We start from the raw sequence: 22,052 nt of genomic DNA on the forward strand, positions 1-22,052 counted from the left end.
CGCCCACAGCGCACGCAAGCCAACTCCTCGACGAAAGTCGCGCCGCCCGAGTCATCTCTTGGGTTCGCTTTGGGCGTCATCCATCCGGAGATCCCAGTGCTTTTGTCTCTCAAGGGAAATTTCCCGCCCGCCATCCTGGCGCTTGCAGACGGCACGGTCTTTCTCGGCAACTCGATCGGTGCCACCGGCGCCACGACCGGCGAAGTGGTGTTCAACACCGCCATGACCGGTTACCAGGAAATCCTGACCGACCCGAGCTATTGCCAGCAGATCGTCACGCTCACGTATCCGCACATCGGCAACTATGGCGTCAACGAGGAAGACATCGAATCCGGCAGGATCCAGGCCGCGGGCCTGGTCATCAAGGACCTGCCGCTGCTCGCATCGAACTTCCGCTCCGGCGCCACGCTGAACGAGTACCTGGTGCGCGGCAACACCGTCGCCATCGCCAACATCGACACGCGCCGGCTCACGCGGCATCTGCGCACGCAGGGCGCGCAGAACGGCAGCATCCGCGGACTGGCGCAGGGCGAAGCCGTGACGCAGGCGCTGATCGACCAGACCATCGCCGCCGCCAAGGCCGCGCCCAGCATGTCCGGACTCGACCTCGCCAAGGTGGTGTCGGTCGCGGAAACCTATGAGTGGACGCAGACCGAATGGAAGCTCGGCGCGGGCTACGGCGTGCAGATCACGCCCAAGTTCCACGTCGTCGCCTACGACTACGGCGTCAAGAAGAACATCCTGCGCATGATTGCCCAGCGCGGCGCGCGCATCACGGTCGTGCCGGCGCAAACGCCCGCGGCCGACGTGCTCAAGCTGCGGCCCGACGGCATCTTCCTGGCCAACGGCCCGGGCGACCCGGAACCCTGCGACTACGCGATCGAGTCCACCCGCGAACTGATCGACACCGGCATCCCGGTCTTCGGCATCTGCCTCGGCCACCAGATCATGGCGCTGGCCTCCGGCGCGAAGACTTTCAAGATGAAGTTCGGCCACCACGGGGCGAACCATCCGGTGAAGGACCTGGACAACGGCCGCGTGAGCATCACCAGCCAGAACCACGGCTTCGCGGTCGACGAGAAGACCTTGCCGGCCAACCTGCGGCCCACCCACATCAGCCTGTTCGACAACACCTTGCAGGGCCTGGCGCGCACCGACCGGCCGGCCTTCTGTTTCCAGGGCCATCCCGAGGCCTCGCCGGGTCCGCACGACATCGGCTATCTCTTCGACCGCTTCACGGCACTCATGCAAAGTCACAAGGAAGGCCAGAAGAATGCCTAAGCGCAGCGACCTCCAGAGCATCCTCATCATCGGCGCCGGCCCGATCATCATCGGCCAGGCCTGCGAGTTCGACTACTCCGGCGTGCAGGCCTGCAAGGCCTTGCGCGAAGAGGGCTACAAGGTCATCCTGATCAACAGCAATCCGGCCACGATCATGACCGACCCGGCCACCGCCGATGTCATCTACATCGAGCCGATCACCTGGCAGACGGTCGAGAAGATCATCGCCAAGGAACGCCCCGACGCCATCCTGCCGACCATGGGCGGACAGACCGCGCTCAACTGCGCGCTCGACCTCTGGCGCAACGGTGTGCTCGACAAGTACGAGGTCGAGCTGATCGGCGCCACGCCCGAAGCCATCGACAAGGCCGAGGACCGCCTGAAGTTCAAGGACGCGATGACCAAGATCGGCCTGGGCTCGGCGCGCTCGGGCATCGCGCATTCGCTGGAGGATGCCTGGGCGGTGCAGAAGACGGTCGGCTTCCCGGTCGTGATCCGGCCCAGCTTCACGCTCGGCGGCACCGGCGGCGGCATCGCCTACAACCCCGAAGAGTTCGAGACCATCTGCAAGCGCGGCCTGGAAGCCTCGCCCACCAACGAGCTGTTGATCGAGGAATCGCTGCTCGGCTGGAAAGAGTTCGAGATGGAGGTGGTGCGCGACAAGGCCGACAACTGCATCATCGTCTGCTCGATCGAGAACCTCGACCCGATGGGCGTGCACACGGGCGACTCGATCACCGTGGCGCCTGCGCAGACGCTGTCGGACAAGGAATACCAGATCCTGCGCAACGCCTCGCTGGCGGTGCTGCGCGAGATCGGCGTCGACACCGGCGGCTCGAACGTGCAGTTCTCGATCAATCCGAAGGACGGCCGGATGGTCGTGATCGAGATGAATCCGCGCGTGTCGCGTTCGTCCGCGCTGGCTTCCAAGGCCACGGGCTTTCCGATCGCCAAGGTGGCGGCCAAGCTGGCCGTGGGCTACACGCTCGACGAGCTGCGCAACGAGATCACCGGCGGCGCGACGCCGGCGAGCTTCGAGCCCAGCATCGACTACGTGGTCACCAAGATCCCGCGCTTCGCGTTCGAGAAATTCCCGCAGGCCGATTCGCGCCTGACGACGCAGATGAAGTCGGTCGGCGAAGTGATGGCGATGGGCCGCACTTTCCAGGAGTCCTTCCAGAAGGCCTTGCGCGGACTCGAGGTCGGCGTCGACGGCCTCAACGAGAAGACGCAGGATCGCGAAGTGCTCGAGAAGGAACTGGGCGAACCCGGCCCGGACCGCATCTGGTACGTCGGCGATGCCTTCGCGATGGGCTTGAGCGTGGACGAGGTGTTCGCGCTGACCAAGATCGACCCGTGGTTCCTGGTGCAGATCGAGGAGATCGTGAAGATCGAGCTGGAGCTTGAGACGAAGTCGCTTGATGACATCGATCGCGACACCTTGCTCGCGCTCAAGAAAAAGGGCTTCTCCGACCGCCGGCTCGCGCGCCAGTTGAAGACCACCGACGCCGCGGTCCGCGACAAGCGCCGTGCGCTCGGTGTGCGTCCGGTCTACAAGCGCGTGGACACCTGCGCGGCCGAGTTCGCGACCAACACCGCCTACATGTACTCGACCTACGAAGACGAGTGCGAGGCCGCGCCCACGGACAAGAAGAAGATCATGGTGCTCGGCGGCGGACCCAACCGCATCGGCCAGGGCATCGAGTTCGACTATTGCTGCGTGCATGCGGCACTCGCGATGCGCGAGGACGGCTACGAGACCATCATGGTCAACTGCAATCCCGAGACCGTCTCGACCGACTACGACACCAGCGACCGGCTGTACTTCGAGCCGCTCACGCTCGAGGACGTGCTGGAGATCGTCGACAAGGAAAAGCCGACCGGCGTGATCGTGCAGTACGGCGGCCAGACGCCGCTCAAGCTGGCGCTCGACCTCGAGGCCAATGGCGTGCCGATCATCGGCACCAGCCCCGACATGATCGACGCGGCCGAAGACCGCGAGCGCTTCCAGCAATTGCTGCATGAACTCGGACTGCGCCAGCCGCCCAACGCCACCGCGCGCACCGAGCCCGAGGCGCTCGAAAAGGCGGCCGCGCTGGGCTATCCGCTGGTGGTGCGTCCGAGCTACGTGCTCGGCGGCCGCGCGATGGAAATCGTGCACGAGCAGCGCGACCTCGAGCGCTACATGCGTGAGGCGGTCAAGGTCAGCAACGACTCGCCGGTGCTGCTGGACCGCTTCCTCAACGACGCGGTCGAATGCGACGTCGACTGCCTGCGCGATGCCGATGGCGCCACCCTGATCGGTGGCGTGATGGAGCACATCGAGCAGGCCGGCGTGCACTCGGGCGACTCGGCCTGTTCGCTGCCGCCCTACAGCCTCAAGGCCGAGACGATCGCCGAGCTGAAGCGCCAGAGCGCGGCGATGGCCAAGGCGCTCAACGTCGTCGGCCTGATGAACGTGCAGTTCGCGATCCAGGAAAAGGACGGGCAGGACGTCATCTACGTGCTCGAAGTGAACCCGCGCGCATCGCGCACCGTGCCTTTCGTGAGCAAGGCCACCGGCATCCAGCTTGCCAAGGTCGCGGCGCGCTGCATGGCGGGCCAGTCGCTGGCCTCGCAAGGCATCACGCGCGAGGTCACGCCGCCGTACTTCAGCGTCAAGGAGGCGGTGTTCCCCTTCGTCAAGTTCCCCGGTGTCGACACCATCCTCGGGCCGGAAATGAAATCGACCGGCGAGGTGATGGGCGTGGGCAAGACTTTCGGCGAGGCCTTCGTGAAGTCGCAGCTCGGCGCCGGCACGCACCTGCCGAAGTCGGGCAAGGTCTTCGTCTCGGTCAAGAACAACGACAAGCCGCGTGCGGTGGAGGTGGCGCGCGGGCTGGCCGCGCTGGGTTTCGAGCTCATCGCGACCAAGGGCACGGCGGCGGCGATCAACGCGGCGGGCATCGCCTGCGCGGTGGTCAACAAGGTCACCGAGGGCCGGCCGCACATCGTCGACATGATCAAGAACAAGGAGATCGCGCTGGTCATCAACACGGTGGAAGAGCGCCGCAACGCGATCACCGATTCGCGCCAGATCCGTACCTCGGCGCTGCTGGCCCGCGTGACCACCTTCACCACCATCTTCGGTGCCGAAGCGGCTGTCGAAGGCATGCGGCACATGGACGAACTGGGCGTGATCTCCATCCAGGAGATGCACGAACAGCTCGCCCAGCTCGTGCTGGCGTAGGCATTCGCCGATGGCAACCCAGCTCGTCGAACTCGACCTGGCCGACTGGGGTGCCGCGGCGCCGAACGAGGCCTGGATCGCCGCGCTCGAAGCCGGCAAGGTACTCTATTTCCCGCGCCTGGGCTTCGAGCTGCTGCCTGCCGAGCGTGCGCTGCTGGCGCCTTCGGTGCTGTCGCCCGAGGTCCGCAACATCAGCCTCGATGCGAACGGGCGGCTCAAGGGCGTGGCCGGTGACGAGGCGATGCAGCGCGCGGTCGCGGCGATGGTCGGGCGCTTCCGGGCGCAGGCGCAGCAGCTGATCCACGGACTGCTGCCGCACTACACGCCGGCGCTGCGCCTGGCGCCGACCAGCTACCGGCCCGCACAGGTCGAGACGCGCGTGCAGTCGTGGCGCGCCGACGATCGCCGCCTGCACGTCGACTCGTTCCCGTCGCGGCCCAACTACGGCGAGCGCATCCTGCGCGTGTTCACCAACGTCAACCCCGAAGGCGCGCCGCGCGTGTGGCGCGTCGGCGAGCCCTTCGAGACAGTGGCGCGGCGCTTCCTGCCGCGCGCCAAGCCTTACTCGCGCATCCAGGCCCGGCTGCTGCGCGCGCTGCGCGTGACCAAGTCGCTGCGCAGCGAGTACGACCATCTGATGCTCCAGCTGCACGATGGCATGAAGTCGGACCTCGACTACCAGAAGAGCGCCGAGCAGGAGACCGTGCCCTTTCCCGCGGGCTCGGTGTGGGTGTGTTTCTCGGACCAGACCTCGCACGCCGTGATGTCCGGGCAGTACATGCTCGAGCAGACGCTGCACCTGCCCGCCGCAAGGCAATACAATCCGGATTCGAGCCCGCTCGCCATCCTGAGCCGGCTGACCGGACGCTCGCTCGTCTGATCTTCTCTCCCTTCGACCGCCGAACGGCATCGTTCGGCGGTTTCGCTTTATGGAGCAAACAACGTGGCAACCATTCCCATCACCAAGCGCGGCGCAGAGAAGCTGCGCGAAGAACTTCACCGGCTCAAGACCGTCGATCGGCCGTGGGTGATCAACTCGATCGCTGAAGCCCGGGCCCAGGGCGACCTCAGCGAGAACGCCGAGTACGAGGTCGCCAAGGACCGTCAGGGCTTCATCGAAGGCCGCATCCAGGACATCGAGGGCAAGCTGTCGGCCGCTCAGATCATCGATCCGTCCGGGCTCGATGCGGGCGGCAAGGTCGTTTTCGGTTCCACGGTCGAGCTCGAGGAAGAGAAGACCGGCGAAGCGGTCAAATACCAGATCGTGGGCGAGGACGAGGCCGACCTGAAGCTCGGGCTCATCAACGTGTCCAGCCCGATCGCGCGCGCGCTGATCGGCAAGGAGGAGGGCGACACCGCCGAGGTGCAGGCGCCCGGCGGCGTGAAGCACTACGAGATCGTCAAGGTCAGCTACCTCTGACGGAGAGCGCATGAAGGCTCGGATCGCGCTGATGCTGGCCGCCTTCTGGTGGGGCAGCCTGACGACGATTGGCTTTCTGGTGGTGCCGATGCTGTTCGCGCGCCTTGGCAACCCGGCCGTCGCGGGTAATTTCGCTGGCGAGCTGTTCGCCGCGCAGACCTGGATCGCACTCGGCTGCGGGCTGGTGCTGCTGGTCCACGCCCGGGCCGGCGCCGGCGCGTCCATCGATGGCCCTGCGCGCACCACGATTTCCCTGACCGTGATCGCGCTGCTGCTGGCCCTGCTGCAGCAGTATGCGGTGGCACCTCACATCCTCGCGCGCGAGAACCTCAGGCTCTGGCATGGCCTCGGCAGCGGCATGTACCTGGGCCAATGGGTCTGCGCGGGCATTCTCTTGTGGCGGATGGGCCGCCGGACCGCCTGATCAGGCCTTCCAGAACTGCGTGATCCAGCGCGCCGGGCGGATGAACCGGAAGCGCCGGTTGCGCCGGCCCGCCAGCGCGTCCGGCGGATTGCATTCCCCGTGAAAGACCACGATGCGCGCATCCGGCGGCACGAAGGGTTCGCGCCAGTAGTTGGTGGGCCAGGTCGGGATGCCGTGGTACTTGAAGCTCGGACACCACGCTTCGGGCCAGTAGGCGAGCTGGCCCTTGCGGTACATGAAGTCCGACAGGTAGGTCTGCTCGTTGCGGTACTGCGCCTGCACCGCGTCCATGTTCGCGCGGAAATGCGCCAGCACGTCGGGATGCGCGCCCAGCTCGAAGCGATAGACCGAGGAGTTCCCCGTGATGCGGCGGCGGCGCCAGGGCCGTTCGTAGTCGTGGATGATCAGGAATTCGCCGGGCTGCTCGAAGAAGGCGTCGAGGCTGCCGACCACGACCACGTCGAGGTCGACGAAGAGCGCCGTGCCGCGCAGGCCGTGCAGGTCGTGCTCGAAGGTGGTGAGCTTCTTCCATGCGCGGTCCACCTGTCCCGGCGCGAGTTCCAGGTCGAGCGGCGGAATCGGAAAACAGCGGACCTCGCTGCGGATGCCTTCGCTGTCGTCGGTCAGGCAGACGAAGCTGAATTCGCCGCTCAGATGGCGCCGCACCATCGCATAGAGGCGATTGACGTAGTCGGGGCCGTACTTGGTGCCCCACTTCATGCACAGCACGTGCCGGGTCACCGGCGCAACACCAGGCTTCGTCTCCACTGCCGTCACTGTCAGTCGGCCTGTCGGCGCTTCTTGACCGACAGCGGCCTCTTGGCTTTGGCGCGCTTGACGGTGCCGCCCGGCGTGAGCCGCTGGTTGCCGAGCACGCGCAGGGTCTTGATCTCGGGGCGCTGGCCGCCGCGCTTGCTGTATTTGAGCACCTTGACGTCGCGCGGGCCGGGCATGCGGTCCTCGTCGACGGCGCGTTCCTTGTCGGGCACCGGCCGCCAGAGGACCAGCAGCTTGCCGATGTGCTGGATCGGCGCGGCGTCCAGTTCGTCGGCGAGCCTCTGCAGCATGGCTTCGCGTGCCGTCCGGTCGTCGGAAAAGACGCGCACCTTGATCAGGCCGTGGGCCTTGAGGGCGGCGTCGGTCTCCTTCTTGACGGCCGGCGTCAGTCCGTCGCCGCCGATCATGACGATCGGATCCAGATGGTGCGCTTCGGAGCGGTGCACCTTGCGCTGCGCGGGGGTCAGTTGAATGGCGGGCATCCCCGTATTATCGAGTGTCAATGAACCCCAAACCGAAAAGCAAGAAGGTCAACAAGGCATGGCTGCATGACCACATCAACGACCCGTATGTGAAACTGGCCACGCGGGAGGGTTATCGGGCGCGCGCCGCCTACAAGCTCAAGGAGATCGATGAGACGCTGGGCCTGATCAAGCCCGGGCAGCTGGTGATCGATCTGGGCTCGACGCCGGGCGCCTGGAGCCAGTACGTGCGGCGCAGGCTGTCGCCGACGGGTGCGGCGGTCGGCGAACTCGCGGGCACGATCATCGCGCTGGACATGCTGCCGATGGAGCCGATCGAGGGCGTGCTTTTTCTTCAGGGCGATTTCCGCGAGGCCGAGGTGCTGGAGCGGCTCGAGCGCGCCATGGGTGGCCGGCTCGCCGATGTGGTGGTTTCCGACATGGCGCCCAACCTCTCGGGCATCGAATCGGCCGACGCGGCACGCATCGCGCACCTGGTGGAGCTTGCGATCGACTTTGCGCAGCGCCACATGAAGCCTGAAGGCGCACTGGTCGCCAAGCTGTTCCATGGCAGCGGCTACAGCGAGCTGACGAAGCTTTTCAAGGACAACTTCCGCGTCGTCAAGCCGATGAAACCCAAGGCCTCGCGCGACAAATCGTCCGAGACCTTCATGGTGGGCATGGGAATCAAAAGGGCGGATACGAATTGATACGCCGGCGCGATTTCGCCAATTCGGCCTAAAACCGCTCGGCCCCTATGGCCGCTCACGGAAAATTGCCACGTTTCGCAGGTTGAAAAGCCTAAAATGGGTGCCAATTGCGTGCCCTCAGCGCGTTTTCTTTTTCGATGCAACGCGCCTTCGACTGGAGCTTCGTTTGAACAATCAGTGGTTTTCCAAGGTTGCCGTCTGGCTCGTCATTGCGATGGTGTTGTTCACTGTGTTCAAGCAGTTCGACACCCGCGGGACGGCCGGTGCAGGCAATATCGGCTACTCCGACTTCCTCGAGGAAGTCCGCGGCAACCGCATCAAGAGCGCCACGATCCAGGAAGGTCAGAGCGGCAGCGAGATCGTCGCCATCACCACCGACGACCGCAAGATCCGCACGACCGCCACCTACCTCGATCGCGGCCTGATCGGCGACCTGATCGCCAACAACGTCAAGTTCGACGTCAAGCCGCGCGAAGAAGGTTCGCTGCTCATGACGCTGCTGGTGAGCTGGGGGCCGATGCTGCTGTTGATCGGCGTCTGGGTCTATTTCATGCGACAGATGCAGGGGGGCGGCAAGGGAGGCGCCTTCAGTTTCGGCAAGAGCAAGGCACGCATGCTCGACGAGAACAACAACCAGGTCACTTTCGCCGACGTCGCGGGCTGCGACGAGGCCAAGGAAGAAGTCAAGGAGGTCGTCGACTTCCTGAAGGACCCGGCCAAGTTCCAGAAGCTCGGTGGCCGCATCCCGCGCGGCCTGCTGCTGGTCGGGCCGCCCGGTACCGGCAAGACCCTGCTGGCCAAGGGCATTGCCGGTGAAGCCAAAGTCCCGTTCTTCTCGATCTCGGGCTCGGACTTCGTCGAGATGTTCGTCGGCGTCGGCGCGGCACGCGTGCGCGACATGTTCGAGAACGCCAAGAAGAACGCGCCCTGCATCATCTTCATCGACGAAATCGATGCCGTCGGCCGCCAGCGCGGTGCCGGCCTCGGCGGCGGCAACGACGAGCGCGAGCAGACCCTCAACCAGATGCTGGTCGAGATGGACGGCTTCGAGACCAACCTCGGCGTGATCGTGGTCGCCGCGACCAACCGGCCCGACATCCTCGACGCCGCGCTGCTGCGCCCGGGCCGCTTCGACCGCCAGGTCTACGTGACGCTCCCCGACATCCGCGGCCGCGAGCAGATCCTCAACGTGCACATGCGCAAGGTGCCGCTCGGCCAGGACGTCAACCCGAGCATCATCGCGCGCGGCACGCCCGGCATGTCGGGCGCCGACCTGGCCAACCTGTGCAACGAGGCCGCACTGATGGCCGCCCGCCGCAATGCGCGCGTGGTCGAGATGCAGGACTTCGAGAAGGCCAAGGATAAGATCTTCATGGGCCCCGAGCGCAAGAGCATGGTCATGCCCGAGGAAGAGCGCCGCAACACGGCCTACCACGAGTCCGGCCATGCGCTGATCGGCAAGCTCCTGCCCAAGTGCGACCCGGTCCACAAGGTCACGATCATCCCGCGCGGCCGCGCACTGGGCGTGACGATGAGCCTGCCCGCGCAGGACCGCTACAGCTACGACCGCGAATACATGCTCAACCAGATCAGCATGTTGTTCGGCGGCCGCATCGCCGAGGAAGTGTTCATGCACCAGATGACCACCGGTGCCAGCAACGACTTCGAGCGCGCCACGCAGATCGCGCGCGACATGGTGATGCGCTATGGCATGACCGAATCGCTGGGCCCGATGGTCTACGCCGAGAACGAGGGCGAAGTGTTCCTCGGCCGCTCGGTCACCAAGACCACCAACATGAGCGAATCGACCATGCAGAAGGTCGATGCCGAGGTGCGCCGCATCATCGACGAGCAGTACGCCCTGGCGCGCCGCCTGATCGAGGAGAACAGCGACAAGATGCACGCGATGGCGAAGGCGCTGCTCGAATGGGAAACCATCGATTCCGAGCAACTTGACGACATCATGGCCGGCCGCGCGCCGCGCCCGCCCAAGGACTGGGCACCGCGCATCCCGCCGTCGGGCAGTGGCGGTGGCAGCGGCGGCACGCCGGCGGTGAACCCGGATCCTGCACCCACCGCAGCCTGACCGAGCATGTTGCGCTGGCGATCGACGGGGCCTCGGGCCCCGTTTTTTCATGGGGCCGCTTCGGCATGACGGCGGTCTGGCGCACCACGCGCTTCGCGATCGACCTCGCGCAGCCGCGCGTGATGGGCATCGTCAACGTCACGCCGGATTCCTTCTCCGATGGCGGCGCGCATGCCTCGACCGAGGCGGCCGTGCGGCATTGCGTGCGGCTGGTGGAGGAGGGCGCCGACATTCTCGACATCGGCGGCGAGTCGACCCGACCGGGCAGTCCGGCCGTTCCGCTGGAACAGGAGCTGGCGCGCGTGCTGCCGGTGTTGCGCGAGGCGCTCAAACTCGGGGTCCCGGTCTCGGTCGATACCTCTAAGCCCGAAGTGATACGCGCCGTGCTCGAGCTCGGCGCCGACATCGTCAACGACATCTGGGCTTTGCGCAGGCAGGGCGCGCGCGAAGCGGTGGCACAGCACCCGTCGTGCGGTATCTGCCTGATGCACATGCACCGCGACCCCCAGACCATGCAGGCGGCGCCGATGGAGGGCGACGCAGTGCCCGCGGTACGCTCGTTCCTGGCGCAGCACGCGCAGGCGCTGGTGGCGCTCGGCGTCGACGCGGCGCGCATCGTGGTCGATCCCGGCATCGGTTTCGGCAAGACCACCGCACAGAATTTCGCGCTGCTCGCACGCCAGCATGAGCTGGTCGCCGCCGGCTGGCCGGTGCTCGCCGGCTGGTCGCGCAAGTCCTCGCTCGGCGCCGTGGCCGGCATCGAGGCCGCGGCCGGGCGCATGGTGCCGAGCGTGGCAGCGGCCGTGCTGGCCGTCGAGCACGGCGCGTCGGTCGTGCGCGTGCATGATGTGCGCGAGACCGTCGCGGCGCTGGCCGTGTGGCAAGCGATGAAACAGCAAGGACAAGAAGAGGGGCAAGACCCATGACAAGACAATACTTCGGCACCGATGGCATTCGCGGCACGGTCGGCAAGCCGCCGATCACGCCCGACTTCGTGCTGCGACTCGCGCATGCCGTGGGCCGCGTGCTCCGAAAGACCGAGACGCGCCCGACGGTGCTGATCGGCAAGGACACGCGGATCTCGGGCTACATGCTCGAATCGGCGCTCGAATCGGGTTTCAATTCCGCGGGCGTCGATGTCGTGCTGCTCGGCCCCTTGCCGACGCCGGGCGTGGCCTACCTCACGCGCGCGCAGCGTGCCAGCCTGGGCGTGGTGATCAGTGCCAGCCACAACGCCTACCCCGACAACGGCATCAAGTTCTTCAGCGCGCAGGGCACCAAGCTCAGCGATGAATGGGAGCTGGCGGTCGAAGCGGCGCTCGAGGAGCCGCCGGTCTGGGCCGATTCGGCACAGATCGGCAAGGCGCGCCGGCTCAACGATGCATCGGGCCGCTACATCGAGTTCTGCAAGAGCACCTTCGCCTACGACCTCACGCTGCGCGGGCTGAAGCTGGTGGTCGACGGCGCGCACGGCGCGGCCTACCAGGTCGCGCCGCAGGTGTTCCACGAGCTCGGCGCGGATGTGGTCAGCATCGGTTGCGCGCCCGACGGGCTGAACATCAACAAGGGCTTCGGGGCCACGCATCCTCAGGCGCTGATCGAGGCGGTGCGCGCGCAAAGCGCCAGCTACGGCATCGCGCTCGACGGCGACGCGGACCGGCTGCAGCTGGTGGATGCGAGCGGGCGGCTCTTCAACGGCGACGAGCTGCTCTACCTGATGGTGATGGAGCGCATCGTGCGCGGCGAGAAGCCCTCCGGCGTGGTCGGCACGCTGATGACCAACAAGGCCGTCGAGATGGCGCTGCGCGTGCAGGGCGTCGAATTCGTGCGTGCCCGCGTGGGCGACCGCTATGTGCTGGAGGAACTCGAGAAGCGCCGCTGGCTGCTCGGCGGCGAGGGCTCGGGCCATCTGCTCGCGCTGGACCGCCACACGACTGGTGACGGCATCGTGAGCGCGCTGCAGGTGCTGCAGGCCTGCGTGCGCAGCGGCAAGCGGGTGGACGAGCTGCTGGCCGGCATGACGCTGTTTCCGCAGACCCTCGTCAACGTCCGCCTGGCCGAAGGCCAGGACTGGAAGGGCAATGCCGCGCTCGCCGACGAGATCCTCCGCACTGAAGCGGAGCTGGGCGAAGCGGGCCGTGTCCTGATCCGCGCGAGCGGCACCGAGCCGCTGGTGCGTGTGATGGTCGAGGCGCGCGACGCGGCGCAGGCCGAGGCTTGCGCACGCCGCCTCGCCGCCACCCTGGGCTGACGCGCAATGCGCGCCTGAAGAAGGAATCCGCGTGATCGAACTCGTGATGGCCGACTATCGAAATCCCGCGCATGCCGAAGCGGTGGTCACGCTGCTCGACGCCTATGCGTGCGACCCGGCCGGCGGCGGGACGCCGCTGGCACCTGAGGTGCGTGCCGCACTGCCCGGCGCGCTGGCGGCCCGGCCGCAGGCCTTCAGCGTGCTGGCCTATGACGGCGGGCAGCCCGTCGGTCTCGTGAATTGCATCGAGGGCTTCTCGACCTTCGCGTGCAAACCGCTGGTCAACGTGCACGATGTCGTCGTGCTGGCGAGCCATCGCGGCCGGCGTGTGGCCCAGCGTATGCTGGGCCGGGTGGAAGCCGAGGCGCGCTCACGCGGAGCTTGCAAGCTCACGCTCGAAGTGCTGTCGGGCAACGCGAGCGCACTGCGCGCCTACGAACGCGAAGGCTTCGCCGGCTTCCAGCTCGATCCGGCCTTCGGCTCGGCGATGTTCCTGCAGAAGAAGCTTTGATCAGAACCGGGTGACGGGCATCTCGTTGTCGGTCTTGCCGGTACCGTACTTGCCCAGTTCCCACTTCGCGATCGCGTTACGGTGCACTTCGTCCGGACCGTCGGCGAAGCGCAGCGTGCGCGCGCCGGCATAGGCATAGGCGAGCGGGAAGTCGTCGCACATGCCGCCGCCGCCATGCACCTGCATGGCCCAGTCGATCACCTGGCAGGCCATGCTCGGCGCGACCACCTTGATCATTGCGATCTCGGTCTTGGCGACCTTGTTGCCGGCCACGTCCATCAACCAGGCCGCCTTGAGCGTGAGCAAGCGCGCCATGTCGATCTTGCAGCGCGCTTCGGCGATGCGTTCCTGCGTCACGGTCTGCGACGCGACGGTCTTGCCGAAGGCCACGCGCGAGGACGCGCGCCGGCACATCAGCTCGAGCGCGCGCTCGGCCAGGCCGATGAGGCGCATGCAGTGGTGGATGCGGCCCGGGCCGAGGCGGCCTTGCGCGATCTCGAAGCCGCGGCCCTCGCCCAGCAGGATGTTGCCCACCGGCACGCGCACGTTCTCGAAATACATCTCGACGTGGCCGTGCGGTGCATCGTCGTAGCCCATCACGTTGAGCGGCCGCACGATGCGGATGCCCTTGGCATCGGCCGGCACGATCACCATGCTCTGCTGCGAATGCCGCGGCGCGTCGGGGTCGCTCTTGCCCATGGTGATGAAGACGCCGCAGCGCGGATCGGCAGCGCCCGAGATCCACCACTTGTGGCCGTTGATCACGTACTCGTCGCCCTGCCGCTCGATGCGGGTGGCGATGTTGGTGGCGTCGCTGGAGGCCACGTCGGGCTCGGTCATCGCGAAGGCCGAGCGGATCTGGCCTTCGAGCAGCGGCTTGAGCCAGCGCGCCTTGATTTCCTCGGAGCCGTAGCGCGCGATGGTTTCCATGTTGCCGGTGTCGGGCGCCGAGCAGTTGAAGACTTCGCTGGCCCATGGCACGCGGCCCATGATCTCGGCCAGCGGTGCGTATTCCTGGTTGGTCAGGCCGGCGCCTTCGTAGCCGGAGGCGGCGGCACTGTCGACCGGCAGGAACAGGTTCCAGAGGTCCTGGGCCTTGGCCTTGTCCTTGAGCTTCTCGACGGTCTTCAGCGCGGTCCAGCGCTTGCCCGCCGCGGTGTTGGCCGCCAGCTCGGCGCTGTACTCGGCTTCGGCCGGGTAGATGTGGTTGTCCATGAAGGCGGCGACGCGCTTCTGGAGGTCCTTGGTCTTGGCCGAATAATCGAAATCCATGCTGTCTCCTGTGAATGGGGTAAGGCCTCAGGCCCGCTGTGCGAATTGCCAGGCCATCTCGGCCATCGGACGTGCGCCGCGGCCGGAGGCCACCGCCTGCTCGCTCGATGCGGTGCCGGCTTCGACCCGCTTGGCAATGCCTTGCAGGATCGCGGCCATGCGAAAGAGGTTGTAGGCCTGGTAGAAATTCCAGTCCGGCGCGAGCGCCTCGGGCGTGGTGATGCCGGTGCGCTCGCAGTACTTGCGGATGTAGTCGCTTTCGGTCGGAATGCCCAGGCTCTCGAGGTCGAGCCCGCCGATGCCGCGGAACGATCCCGGCGCGATGTGCCACGACATGCAGTGGTAGCTGAAGTCGGCCAGCGGATGGCCCAGCGTCGAGAGCTCCCAGTCGAGCACGGCGATGGCGCGCGGCTCGGTGGGGTGGAACATCAGGTTGTCCAGGCGAAAGTCGCCGTGCACGATCGAGCTCATCTGCGCGTCGCGCGCGCTGGCCGGCATGTGGGCCGGCAGCCATTCCATCAGCCGGTCCATCTCGGGGATCGGCTGCGTGACCGAGGCGAGGTACTGCTTGCTCCAGCGCCCGATCTGGCGCTCGAAGTAGTTGCCCGGCCGGCCGTAGTCGGCCAGGCCGCGCGCGGCGAAGTCCACCGTGTGCAGCGCGGCAATGACACGGTTCATCTCGTCGTAGATGGCGCTGCGCTCCGCATTGCTCATGCCCGGCAGCGACTGGTCCCAGAGGACGCGGCCGGCCATGAACTCCATCACGTAGAAGGCGCGGCCGATCACCGATTCGTCCTCGCACAGGCCATACATCCGCGGCACCGGCACGTCGGTGCCGGCAAGACCGCGCATGACCTTGAACTCGCGCTCCACCGCATGGGCCGAGGGCAGCAGCTTGGCGACCGGCCCTGGCTTGGCGCGCATCACGTAGCTTTGCGACGGCGTGACGAGCTTGTAGGTCGGGTTGGACTGGCCGCCCTTGAACATCTCGACCGCCAGCGGTCCCTTGAAGCCGTCGAGGTTCTTTTCGAGCCAGGCCGTCAGTGCATCGACGTCGAAGAGATGTTGCTTGGAGACGGCACGGGTGCCGACGAAGTTGTCGAAGTCCTGGGTCATGTCTCTGAGGTCGCTATTGGTCGTCGGCTTCGGAGATGCGCATCAGCGCGGCGCGGTCCAGCACGACCAGGCCGGCCGGTTCGATGCGGATCGCATCCTCGCGCTCCATGGCCTTGAGTTCCTGGTTCACGCGCTGGCGCGATGCGCCGAGCAGCTGCGCCAATTCCTCCTGCGCGAGTTGCAGGCCGATGCGCATCTGGCTGCCGTCCGCGAGGTTCGGCACGCCGTAGCTGCGAACCAGATGGATCAGTTGCTTGGCGAGTCGGGCGCGCAAGGGCAGGGTGTTGAGGTCCTCGACCAGCCCGAACAGGGTGCGGATGCGGCGCGCCTGCAGGCGCATCAGCGCTTCGTAGAGCTCGACGTGATTCGACAGGATCTTGCGGAAATCGGCGCGCGCCACGCACAGGATGGTGGAGTCGCCATGCGCATACGCATCGTGGGTGCGCCGGTCGCCGTCGAACATCGCCACATCGCCGAACCAGATGCCCGGCTCCACATAGGTCAGCGTGACCTGCTTGCCCGACACCGCCGTCGAACTCACGCGCACCGCGCCCTTGGCGCACGCGATCCACTGCTCGGGCGGATCGCCGCGCGCGGCGATCAGCTCGCCGTCCTTGAAGCGTTTGACGAAAGCACATCGGAGGATGTCGTGGCGAAGGGATGGGGAAAGGGAAGAGAACCAGCGACCGCTGTTGATCGCCTCGCGTTCTTCGATGGTAAGAATGGGATCGTCCATGGGCTGTCCTGTCGGTGACTGGTGGGCGAAGGGTTGTCGCGCGAGAGACGCGCGGCGTCATTCGTAGCGCGGCGTCTGCTTGGCGAGAAAGGCGGCGATCCCGATGCCGGCGTTGGCGTGGTGCAGGTTGCGAACGAAATGATCCCGCTCCTGGCCCAGCTGCGAGACCAGCGTCGCGCCGCGCGCGTCGCTGAGCAGCTCCTTGATGCTGGCCAGCGCATTGGGCGCGCGCGCATTGAGCCGGCCTGCCAGCGCGAGGGCCGTCGCCAACGCCTGGCCGCTTTCCGTGAGTTCGTTGACGAGGCCGAGCGCATGCAGGCGCGGTGCCTGGATGCGCTCGCCCTGCATCAGCCATTCGCTGGCCAATTGGCGCGGCAGGGACTGCGCGAGATGCCAGCTCAGGCCGCCGTCCGGCGACAGCGCGACGTTGCTGTACGAGGCCGCGAACACCGCATCGCGCGCCGCGACGACGAAATCGCAGGCCAGCGCAAGAGAGAAGCCGGCGCCGGCCGCTGCACCCTCCACCGCCGCGATGACGGGCTTGGGAAAGGTGCGGATCGAATCGATCCAGGTGTGCAATGCCTCGATGCTCTCGGCCTGCACCGAGGGCTCGCGTTCGCGGTTGGCAGTCAGCCGCTGCAGCGAGCCTCCGGCGCAGAACCATGCGCCTTCGCCCACGATGACCACGCTCCGGACCTCGTCGCTGTTCTCGGCGCCGTTGAGCGCCTCGATGCCCGCCGCGTACATCTCGGGGCCCAGGGCATTGCGCTGCGCGGGATTGGAGAGCGTGAGCACCATGGTGCTTCCTTCGCTCGTGCTTTTCAGTTCTGCGGTCATCCGTTTCTCTCTACTCTTCTTCGTGGGCGAGGCTCAGGCCAAGCGCGCCGCGTCGGCGCAGCCACGGGCTCGGGCGATAGCGCGGATCGCCGTACACGGTCTGCAGGTTGAACAGGACTTCGAGCACGTTGGTCGGGCCATACAGATCGCCCATCGCCAACGGACCCTGCGGATAGCCGAGGCCCAGCCGGACTGCGACGTCGAGGTCGGCCGGCGAGCAGACCTGCTGCTGGCACATGTCGGCCGCGATGTTGACGATGGTGCCGATCACGCGCTGCGTGACGAAGCCGCCGCTGTCGCGGATCACGCTCACCGCCTTGCCGTCGCGCGCGAACAGCGCGTGGGCCGCGTTGCGCATGTCGCGGCGCGTGGCCGGATTGGTCGCCAGCACGCGGCGCTTGGTCGCCGCATCGTCCACCATCAGGTCGATGCCCAGCGTGCGGGTCGCATCGAGTCGCTCGACGGCGGCCACGGTCGTCACGTCGAAGCCCAGCGGGGCGACCAGGATCAGTGCGGCGGAAGAGGGTGTTGCGCCGCTTTCGAGCTGCGCGCCGAGCTCATGCACCAGTCGCAGCAACTCGGGCCGCCGGGCCGCGCGCGGCGACACCCACACCGCAGGCGTCGTGTCGACCACCGGCACGGGCGGTTCGGGCGTCTGTTGCATCACGCCATCGACATAGCGGTAGAAGCCTTCACCCGTCTTGCGCCCGAGGGCGCCGGCCGTCAGGCGCTGGGCGGTGATGACGCTGGGCCGGTAGCGCGGCTCCTCGTAGTACTGGCGGTAGATCGATTCCATCACCGGATGCGAGACATCGAGCGCCGTGAGGTCGAGCAGTTCGAACGGGCCGAGGCGGAATCCGGCCTGGTCCTTGAGGATGCGATCGATGGTGGCGAAATCCGCGACACCTTCGCCGACGATGCGCAGGGCCTCGGTGCCGTAGCCGCGTCCCGCGTGGTTGACGATGAAGCCGGGCGTGTCCTTCGCCTGGACCGCGGTGTGGCCCATCTGCGCAGCGTAGCCGGCGAGTTGCCGGCAGACCTCCGGGTCGGTCTTGAAGCCGGCCACGACTTCGACCACCTTCATCAGCGGGACCGGGTTGAAGAAGTGGAACCCGGCCATGCGCCCGGGATGCGCCAGCGCCGCCGCGATCGCGGTGACCGACAGCGACGAGGTGTTGGTCACCAGCGTGGCCGTGGGCGCCACCACGCTTTCGAGCTCGAGGAACAGCTTGCGTTTGACCTCCAGATCCTCGATGACGGCCTCGATCACCAGATCGCAGCCGGCGAGGGCCTGCAGCGATTCGACGGCGTGCACCCGCGCGGACAAGGCCTCGCGCTGTGCCGCATCGAGCTTGCCCTTGTCGGCCATTTTTTGCCATTGCGCGAGGAGAGCGTCGCGTCCACGCGACGCTGCACCTGCAAAGCTGTCGAGCAGGAAAACCTGGCTTCCGGCCTGTGCTGCAATCTGGGCAATACCGCGCCCCATGGCGCCAGCGCCGATAACACCTATGTTGGAAAAGTTCACAGTCATTTGATAATTGTCCCTCGGTGAATGAATAGACCTGACCCTCGTGTCAGAATGTGTCAACTTTTGATTGCCTTTCGCACCCCCGCTTATTTTGCAATTCCCACGCCTTGCGACGGTCCTGGTCCTCCTGGGATTCGCCATTGAATCATCCGCCTTGACGATCGGTCGGCCCCAGGGGTCTACCTGGATCGGCAAGCCGCTTGACATGGCGATCCCGCTTTCGCTCGATGCCGCCGACTCGGGGGATTCCCTGTGTCTGGGTGCCGATGTCGTGCAGGGCGATACGCCCATGGCCGATGGACGTGTGACTGTAGCGCTTGAACCAGGCTCAGGTCCGAGCAACCCGCGCATGCGCATCCGTTCCCGAGCGCCGGTTGAAGAGCCCGTGGTCACGGTGACGGTGCGTGCGGGCTGCGACATGAAGTCCACCCGTGTCTTCGTGCTGCTCGCCGACGTGCCAGCGGATGTCGCCTTGCCGGGTGTTTCTTCGTCGGGTCCGCAGGCATCGTCCGATAGGTCGCAGGAGGCCGCGCGTGGGTCATCGTTCGGCGAGGAGAACGGGACGTCGTCGAACCTGCCTCGGGGACGGCGCAGCAGCTCGTCCGCGGCCGTTGCGCGAGCGCGTGATCCCAACGCGCTGCCGCCGCGCCGCCGTCCTGCACCGGTGCCGCATCGGGTCGTGGTCGCGCAAGCACCGGCCGCGCCACGTGCCGCTGCGCCGACGCCGCAATCGGCCGCCGAGCCGAAGCACGAGGTGGTGACTGGCGCACCCCGTCTTCAGCTGGAGCCGATGGAGCCCGTTCCCGCCGTGGAGGCGGGCCTCAAGACTTCTTCGCAACTTGCGGCGGGGCCGGCCGCCGAAGATCCGGCCCGGCGCGCCGAGGCAGCGAGCCAATGGCGTGCCATGACGGGCAGCGGATCCGAAACCGCCGAGCGCGACGCGCAACGCATGCAGACGCTGGAGGCCACCCTGGCGACCTTGCGTCAACAGACTGCCCAGAACCAGCGTACCCTGCTCGCAGTGCAAAGCGAACTTGCCGAGGCGCGCGAGAGCCGCTATCGCAATCCGCTCGTCTATGCGCTGATCTTTCTCTTGCTGCTCGCTCTGCTGGCCATCTTTATGTTGTGGCGCCTGGCACGACGGGCTGCGGCACCTGCCTGGTGGGGCGAAGCGTCACTGCGCAAAGAGGAGCCGCCGACTCGGTCGAATCCGCGCAGCGTTTCGTTCGACGACGAACTCGATTCGGATGCCGACCAGGATCCGGCGTCTGCACGTCGCAGCGCCAATTCCACCACCTTCGGTGCCGCGCCTTTCGCTGCGCTGGAGCCCGACGAGGACAGCGGCTTCGACGAACCGATACCGCATCCGGCGCGTACGCCCGATGGCGCGCCGGTGCGGCCTGTCAACACCGAAGAGCTGTTCGACGTGCAGCAGCAGTCGGACTTCTTTCTCTCGCTGGGCCAGCATGACCAGGCGATCGCGGTGCTGCGCGAGCACATCGCCGCCAATCCCGGCACGAGCGCCTTGGCATACCTCGACCTCCTGCGGATCTTCCACTCGCTGGGACGCCAGGAAGACTATGCGCGGCTGGCCGAGGAATTCGAACGTGCGTTCAATGCCGACGTGCCCGTGTTCGAGAAGTTCACCGACACGGGCAGAGGGCTCGAGCACTACCGCAGTGCCCTGGCGCGCATCGAGTCGCAGTGGCCGGCGCCAGGCACCCTGGCCCTTATCGAGGAACTGGTGTTCCGCAAGCCCGGTTCGCACGAAGAAGACGCCTTCGACCTTGCCGCCTACCAGGAGCTGCTGCTGCTGTATTCGGTGGCCAAGGAAGTGATCGATCCGGACAGTGCGCCGCCCGCACCGGTCACGCCGCATTCGTTCCTCGATACCTATGCGCACGACCAGCAACCGACGGCCTCGGCGCCTGTCGAGCCCGAGAGTCCGCCCGAGCCCGTGACGGATGGGCCGACGCTGCCGGCATCGATCTATGGCGCGATCGACCACGGCCTGCAGCACGATACGGTCCTGGTTCCGGATGCGCCGGTGGCGGCGCCGGGCCCGGTTCATGGCGCGTCGCACAGTGCAGCTGTCGGCGAGATGGATCTTGCGGAATTCGACAGGACGGCTTACGAGACCATTGCGGCGCCGATGGAAACGCCCAAGCCGGTACCGCCGATCGACCCGAATGTGATCGACTTCGAACTGTTCGATCCGACCACCGAAGCGGAAATCGCACCGCGGCCCGTCAAACGCTGAGCGCTGCACCGCGCGCCAGCTGTGCGCGGTCCACCGCCACGCTGAGCGCCAGCGCCAACAGCATCGTCACGAGGCCGACCCAGCTCATCCAGCTGGCGGCCTCATGGGCCAGCAGCCAGCCGCCCGCGGCGGCGCCGACGGCCTGCCCCACGTAGATGCCGGAACTGTTCAGCGCGACCGAGCCCGGCGCCAGGACCGGCGCGAGCGAAACCAGTCGCGCCTGCTGCGCCGAATTGGCCGCGAAGCAGCCCAAGCCCCAGGGCACCAGGATCAACGCCAGCCATCCGAGCGTGATTCCGAGCGGCCACAGAAGCAGGCTCACGCCGATCAGCACCGTGGTGATCAACACCATGCGCGACGCGCCGATGCGGTCGATGTAACGGCTCACCAGCACGTTGCCCGCGAGACCGCAGATGCCGAACCAGCCCCAGACGAGGCCCAGTTCGCTTGCGTTCGCGCCCAGGGTCTGCCGGAGAACGGGCGCGAAATAGCTGAACAGGACAAATTGCCCTGCACCTTGCAGGGCAGTGACGGACACGACGCCCATCAGCAAGGGATTCCTGAGCACGCGTCCCCAGGCCTCGCGCGACAACGCGGCGGGGCGGATGCCGGCCGGAAGCCGGGACCAGATCCCGTATGCGCTCAGCACGGAAAGAAACGCGATCGCCGCGAAGGCCGTCCGCCACCCGAAGTGGCCGCCGATGACCGCGCCGATCGGCAAGCCCAGCACCGAGGCCACGGACCAACCCAGAAAGACGAAGGTGACGGCACGGCCTCGCTGTTCGGCGGGCACCAGCATGCCGATACACGCGGCCGCTTGCGCGGTGAAGATGGCAGGCGCGACGACCGTGAGCATGCGCACCGCCAGCAGGCCGCCGAAGTTGGGCATCAGCATGGCGAGTAAATGCCCTGCGGCATACCACAGCATCGTGCAGCTCAGCAGGATGCGGCGGTCCCACCCCGCGACCACGGCAGCCAGCAGGGGTGCGCCCAGGCACATCACGATCGCTGCTGCGGTGATCAGCTGGCCGGCGGTCGCGGGGCTGACCTCCAGCGAGGTGCTGAGTTCATTGAGCGTGCCGGGCACCACCATCACGCCCGTGCCGATCACGAAGTTACCCGCCAGCAGCGCCCACGATGCAGCCGGCAATGC

The 22,052-nt window shown here is 66.7% G+C and carries 19 protein-coding genes; 11 read left to right on the top strand and 8 right to left on the bottom strand.

Annotation, left to right across the window (positions count from 1 at the left end):
- Window positions 1–96: 96 nt before the first annotated feature.
- The 5 genes from carA to E5P2_RS12380 all read left to right on the top strand — a co-directional run bounded on the left by carA (window position 97) and on the right by E5P2_RS12380 (window position 6,354).
- The gene (gene carA, locus E5P2_RS12360; protein WP_162567451.1) at window positions 97–1,281 is read left to right on the top strand and encodes a glutamine-hydrolyzing carbamoyl-phosphate synthase small subunit; all 1,185 of its coding nucleotides are present in this window, start codon (window positions 97–99) and stop codon (window positions 1,279–1,281) included.
- Window positions 1,274–4,510, top strand: a complete 3,237-nt coding sequence (gene carB / locus E5P2_RS12365; RefSeq protein ID WP_162567453.1) for a carbamoyl-phosphate synthase large subunit — start codon at window positions 1,274–1,276, stop codon at window positions 4,508–4,510. Before carA ends, carB begins: the two co-directional genes overlap by 8 nt.
- A gap of 10 nt (window positions 4,511–4,520) precedes the next feature.
- On the top strand, window positions 4,521–5,390 hold the full coding sequence (locus tag E5P2_RS12370) for a Kdo hydroxylase family protein (RefSeq protein ID WP_162567455.1): 870 nt from the start codon (window positions 4,521–4,523) through the stop codon (window positions 5,388–5,390).
- A 63-nt stretch (window positions 5,391–5,453) separates the two neighbouring features.
- The gene (greA, locus tag E5P2_RS12375; protein ID WP_162567457.1) at window positions 5,454–5,930 is read left to right on the top strand and encodes a transcription elongation factor GreA; all 477 of its coding nucleotides are present in this window, start codon (window positions 5,454–5,456) and stop codon (window positions 5,928–5,930) included.
- A gap of 10 nt (window positions 5,931–5,940) precedes the next feature.
- Window positions 5,941–6,354, top strand: coding sequence for a DUF4149 domain-containing protein (locus E5P2_RS12380; RefSeq protein ID WP_162567459.1), 414 nt, complete (start codon window positions 5,941–5,943; stop codon window positions 6,352–6,354).
- On the opposite strand, the gene E5P2_RS12385 is transcribed toward E5P2_RS12380, so the two are convergent.
- Both E5P2_RS12385 and E5P2_RS12390 read right to left on the bottom strand, forming a co-directional pair.
- Complete coding sequence (locus tag E5P2_RS12385) at window positions 6,355–7,074, bottom strand: glycosyltransferase (protein WP_162570464.1); 720 nt, start codon at window positions 7,072–7,074, stop codon at window positions 6,355–6,357.
- A 59-nt stretch (window positions 7,075–7,133) separates the two neighbouring features.
- The gene (locus tag E5P2_RS12390; protein ID WP_162567461.1) at window positions 7,134–7,613 is read right to left on the bottom strand and encodes a YhbY family RNA-binding protein; all 480 of its coding nucleotides are present in this window, start codon (window positions 7,611–7,613) and stop codon (window positions 7,134–7,136) included.
- 20 nt (window positions 7,614–7,633) lie between these two features.
- Between E5P2_RS12390 and E5P2_RS12395 the strand changes: the two genes are divergently transcribed.
- From E5P2_RS12395 to E5P2_RS12415, 5 genes are all read left to right on the top strand, one after another.
- On the top strand, window positions 7,634–8,302 hold the full coding sequence (locus E5P2_RS12395) for an RlmE family RNA methyltransferase (protein WP_162567463.1): 669 nt from the start codon (window positions 7,634–7,636) through the stop codon (window positions 8,300–8,302).
- 166 nt (window positions 8,303–8,468) lie between these two features.
- Window positions 8,469–10,388 (top strand): ATP-dependent zinc metalloprotease FtsH, encoded by a 1,920-nt coding sequence (gene ftsH, locus E5P2_RS12400; RefSeq protein WP_162567465.1) that lies wholly within the window; start codon window positions 8,469–8,471, stop codon window positions 10,386–10,388.
- Window positions 10,389–10,453: 65 nt separating this feature from the next.
- Window positions 10,454–11,314 (top strand): dihydropteroate synthase, encoded by an 861-nt coding sequence (gene folP / locus E5P2_RS12405; RefSeq protein ID WP_162567467.1) that lies wholly within the window; start codon window positions 10,454–10,456, stop codon window positions 11,312–11,314.
- Window positions 11,311–12,639 carry a phosphoglucosamine mutase gene (gene glmM / locus E5P2_RS12410; RefSeq protein WP_162567468.1) on the top strand — a complete coding sequence of 443 codons (1,329 nt, stop codon included), beginning with the start codon at window positions 11,311–11,313 and terminating at the stop codon, window positions 12,637–12,639. The genes folP and glmM overlap by 4 nt, the downstream gene beginning before the upstream one ends.
- 46 nt (window positions 12,640–12,685) lie before the next feature.
- Window positions 12,686–13,150 (top strand): GNAT family N-acetyltransferase, encoded by a 465-nt coding sequence (locus tag E5P2_RS12415; protein ID WP_162570465.1) that lies wholly within the window; start codon window positions 12,686–12,688, stop codon window positions 13,148–13,150.
- On the opposite strand, the gene E5P2_RS12420 is transcribed toward E5P2_RS12415, so the two are convergent.
- The 5 genes from E5P2_RS12420 to E5P2_RS12440 are packed head-to-tail and all read right to left on the bottom strand — an operon-like array spanning window position 13,151 to window position 18,642.
- Window positions 13,151–14,422 carry an acyl-CoA dehydrogenase family protein gene (locus tag E5P2_RS12420; RefSeq protein WP_162567469.1) on the bottom strand — a complete coding sequence of 424 codons (1,272 nt, stop codon included), beginning with the start codon at window positions 14,420–14,422 and terminating at the stop codon, window positions 13,151–13,153.
- Window positions 14,423–14,449: 27 nt separating this feature from the next.
- Complete coding sequence (locus tag E5P2_RS12425) at window positions 14,450–15,538, bottom strand: phosphotransferase (protein WP_162567470.1); 1,089 nt, start codon at window positions 15,536–15,538, stop codon at window positions 14,450–14,452.
- Window positions 15,539–15,551: 13 nt separating this feature from the next.
- Window positions 15,552–16,274 carry a Crp/Fnr family transcriptional regulator gene (locus E5P2_RS12430; protein WP_162567471.1) on the bottom strand — a complete coding sequence of 241 codons (723 nt, stop codon included), beginning with the start codon at window positions 16,272–16,274 and terminating at the stop codon, window positions 15,552–15,554.
- Between the two features lie 57 nt (window positions 16,275–16,331).
- A complete protein-coding gene (locus E5P2_RS12435; protein WP_162567472.1) occupies window positions 16,332–17,111 on the bottom strand; it encodes an oxepin-CoA hydrolase, alternative type in 780 nt (259 codons plus the stop codon).
- Between the two features lie 10 nt (window positions 17,112–17,121).
- Window positions 17,122–18,642 (bottom strand): 3-hydroxyacyl-CoA dehydrogenase, encoded by a 1,521-nt coding sequence (locus E5P2_RS12440; protein WP_162567473.1) that lies wholly within the window; start codon window positions 18,640–18,642, stop codon window positions 17,122–17,124.
- Window positions 18,643–18,988: 346 nt separating this feature from the next.
- Here E5P2_RS12440 and E5P2_RS12445 point away from each other — a divergent pair, with 346 nt between their 5' ends.
- Window positions 18,989–20,899, top strand: coding sequence for a tetratricopeptide repeat protein (locus E5P2_RS12445; protein WP_162567474.1), 1,911 nt, complete (start codon window positions 18,989–18,991; stop codon window positions 20,897–20,899).
- Here the strand turns inward: E5P2_RS12445 and E5P2_RS12450 are convergent.
- Window positions 20,889–22,049: an MFS transporter gene (locus E5P2_RS12450; protein ID WP_443083515.1), complete on the bottom strand. Its 1,161-nt coding sequence runs from the start codon at window positions 22,047–22,049 to the stop codon at window positions 20,889–20,891. The two genes, E5P2_RS12445 and E5P2_RS12450, sit on opposite strands and share 11 nt — an antisense overlap.
- Window positions 22,050–22,052 lie beyond the last annotated feature (3 nt).

The organism is Variovorax sp. SRS16 (genome assembly GCF_901827165.1).
Taxonomy (GTDB): Bacteria; Pseudomonadota; Gammaproteobacteria; order Burkholderiales; family Burkholderiaceae_C; genus Variovorax.

What these genes read in the sequence shown, in the direction of transcription:
- carB (WP_162567453.1), top strand. Translation starts at nt 1,274, where the DNA reads ATGCCTAAGCGCAGCGACCTCCAGAGCATCCTCATCATCGGCGCCGGC.
- E5P2_RS12370 (WP_162567455.1), top strand. Translation starts at nt 4,521, where the DNA reads ATGGCAACCCAGCTCGTCGAACTCGACCTGGCCGACTGGGGTGCCGCG.
- E5P2_RS12380 (WP_162567459.1), top strand. Translation starts at nt 5,941, where the DNA reads ATGAAGGCTCGGATCGCGCTGATGCTGGCCGCCTTCTGGTGGGGCAGC.
- E5P2_RS12385 (WP_162570464.1), bottom strand. Translation starts at nt 7,074, where the DNA reads ATGAAGTGGGGCACCAAGTACGGCCCCGACTACGTCAATCGCCTCTAT.
- E5P2_RS12390 (WP_162567461.1), bottom strand. Translation starts at nt 7,613, where the DNA reads ATGCCCGCCATTCAACTGACCCCCGCGCAGCGCAAGGTGCACCGCTCC.
- E5P2_RS12395 (WP_162567463.1), top strand. Translation starts at nt 7,634, where the DNA reads ATGAACCCCAAACCGAAAAGCAAGAAGGTCAACAAGGCATGGCTGCAT.
- folP (WP_162567467.1), top strand. Translation starts at nt 10,454, where the DNA reads ATGACGGCGGTCTGGCGCACCACGCGCTTCGCGATCGACCTCGCGCAG.
- glmM (WP_162567468.1), top strand. Translation starts at nt 11,311, where the DNA reads ATGACAAGACAATACTTCGGCACCGATGGCATTCGCGGCACGGTCGGC.
- E5P2_RS12415 (WP_162570465.1), top strand. Translation starts at nt 12,686, where the DNA reads ATGGCCGACTATCGAAATCCCGCGCATGCCGAAGCGGTGGTCACGCTG.
- E5P2_RS12420 (WP_162567469.1), bottom strand. Translation starts at nt 14,422, where the DNA reads ATGGATTTCGATTATTCGGCCAAGACCAAGGACCTCCAGAAGCGCGTC.
- E5P2_RS12425 (WP_162567470.1), bottom strand. Translation starts at nt 15,538, where the DNA reads ATGACCCAGGACTTCGACAACTTCGTCGGCACCCGTGCCGTCTCCAAG.
- E5P2_RS12430 (WP_162567471.1), bottom strand. Translation starts at nt 16,274, where the DNA reads ATGGACGATCCCATTCTTACCATCGAAGAACGCGAGGCGATCAACAGC.
- E5P2_RS12435 (WP_162567472.1), bottom strand. Translation starts at nt 17,111, where the DNA reads ATGACCGCAGAACTGAAAAGCACGAGCGAAGGAAGCACCATGGTGCTC.
- E5P2_RS12440 (WP_162567473.1), bottom strand. Translation starts at nt 18,642, where the DNA reads ATGACTGTGAACTTTTCCAACATAGGTGTTATCGGCGCTGGCGCCATG.
- E5P2_RS12445 (WP_162567474.1), top strand. Translation starts at nt 18,989, where the DNA reads ATGCGCATCCGTTCCCGAGCGCCGGTTGAAGAGCCCGTGGTCACGGTG.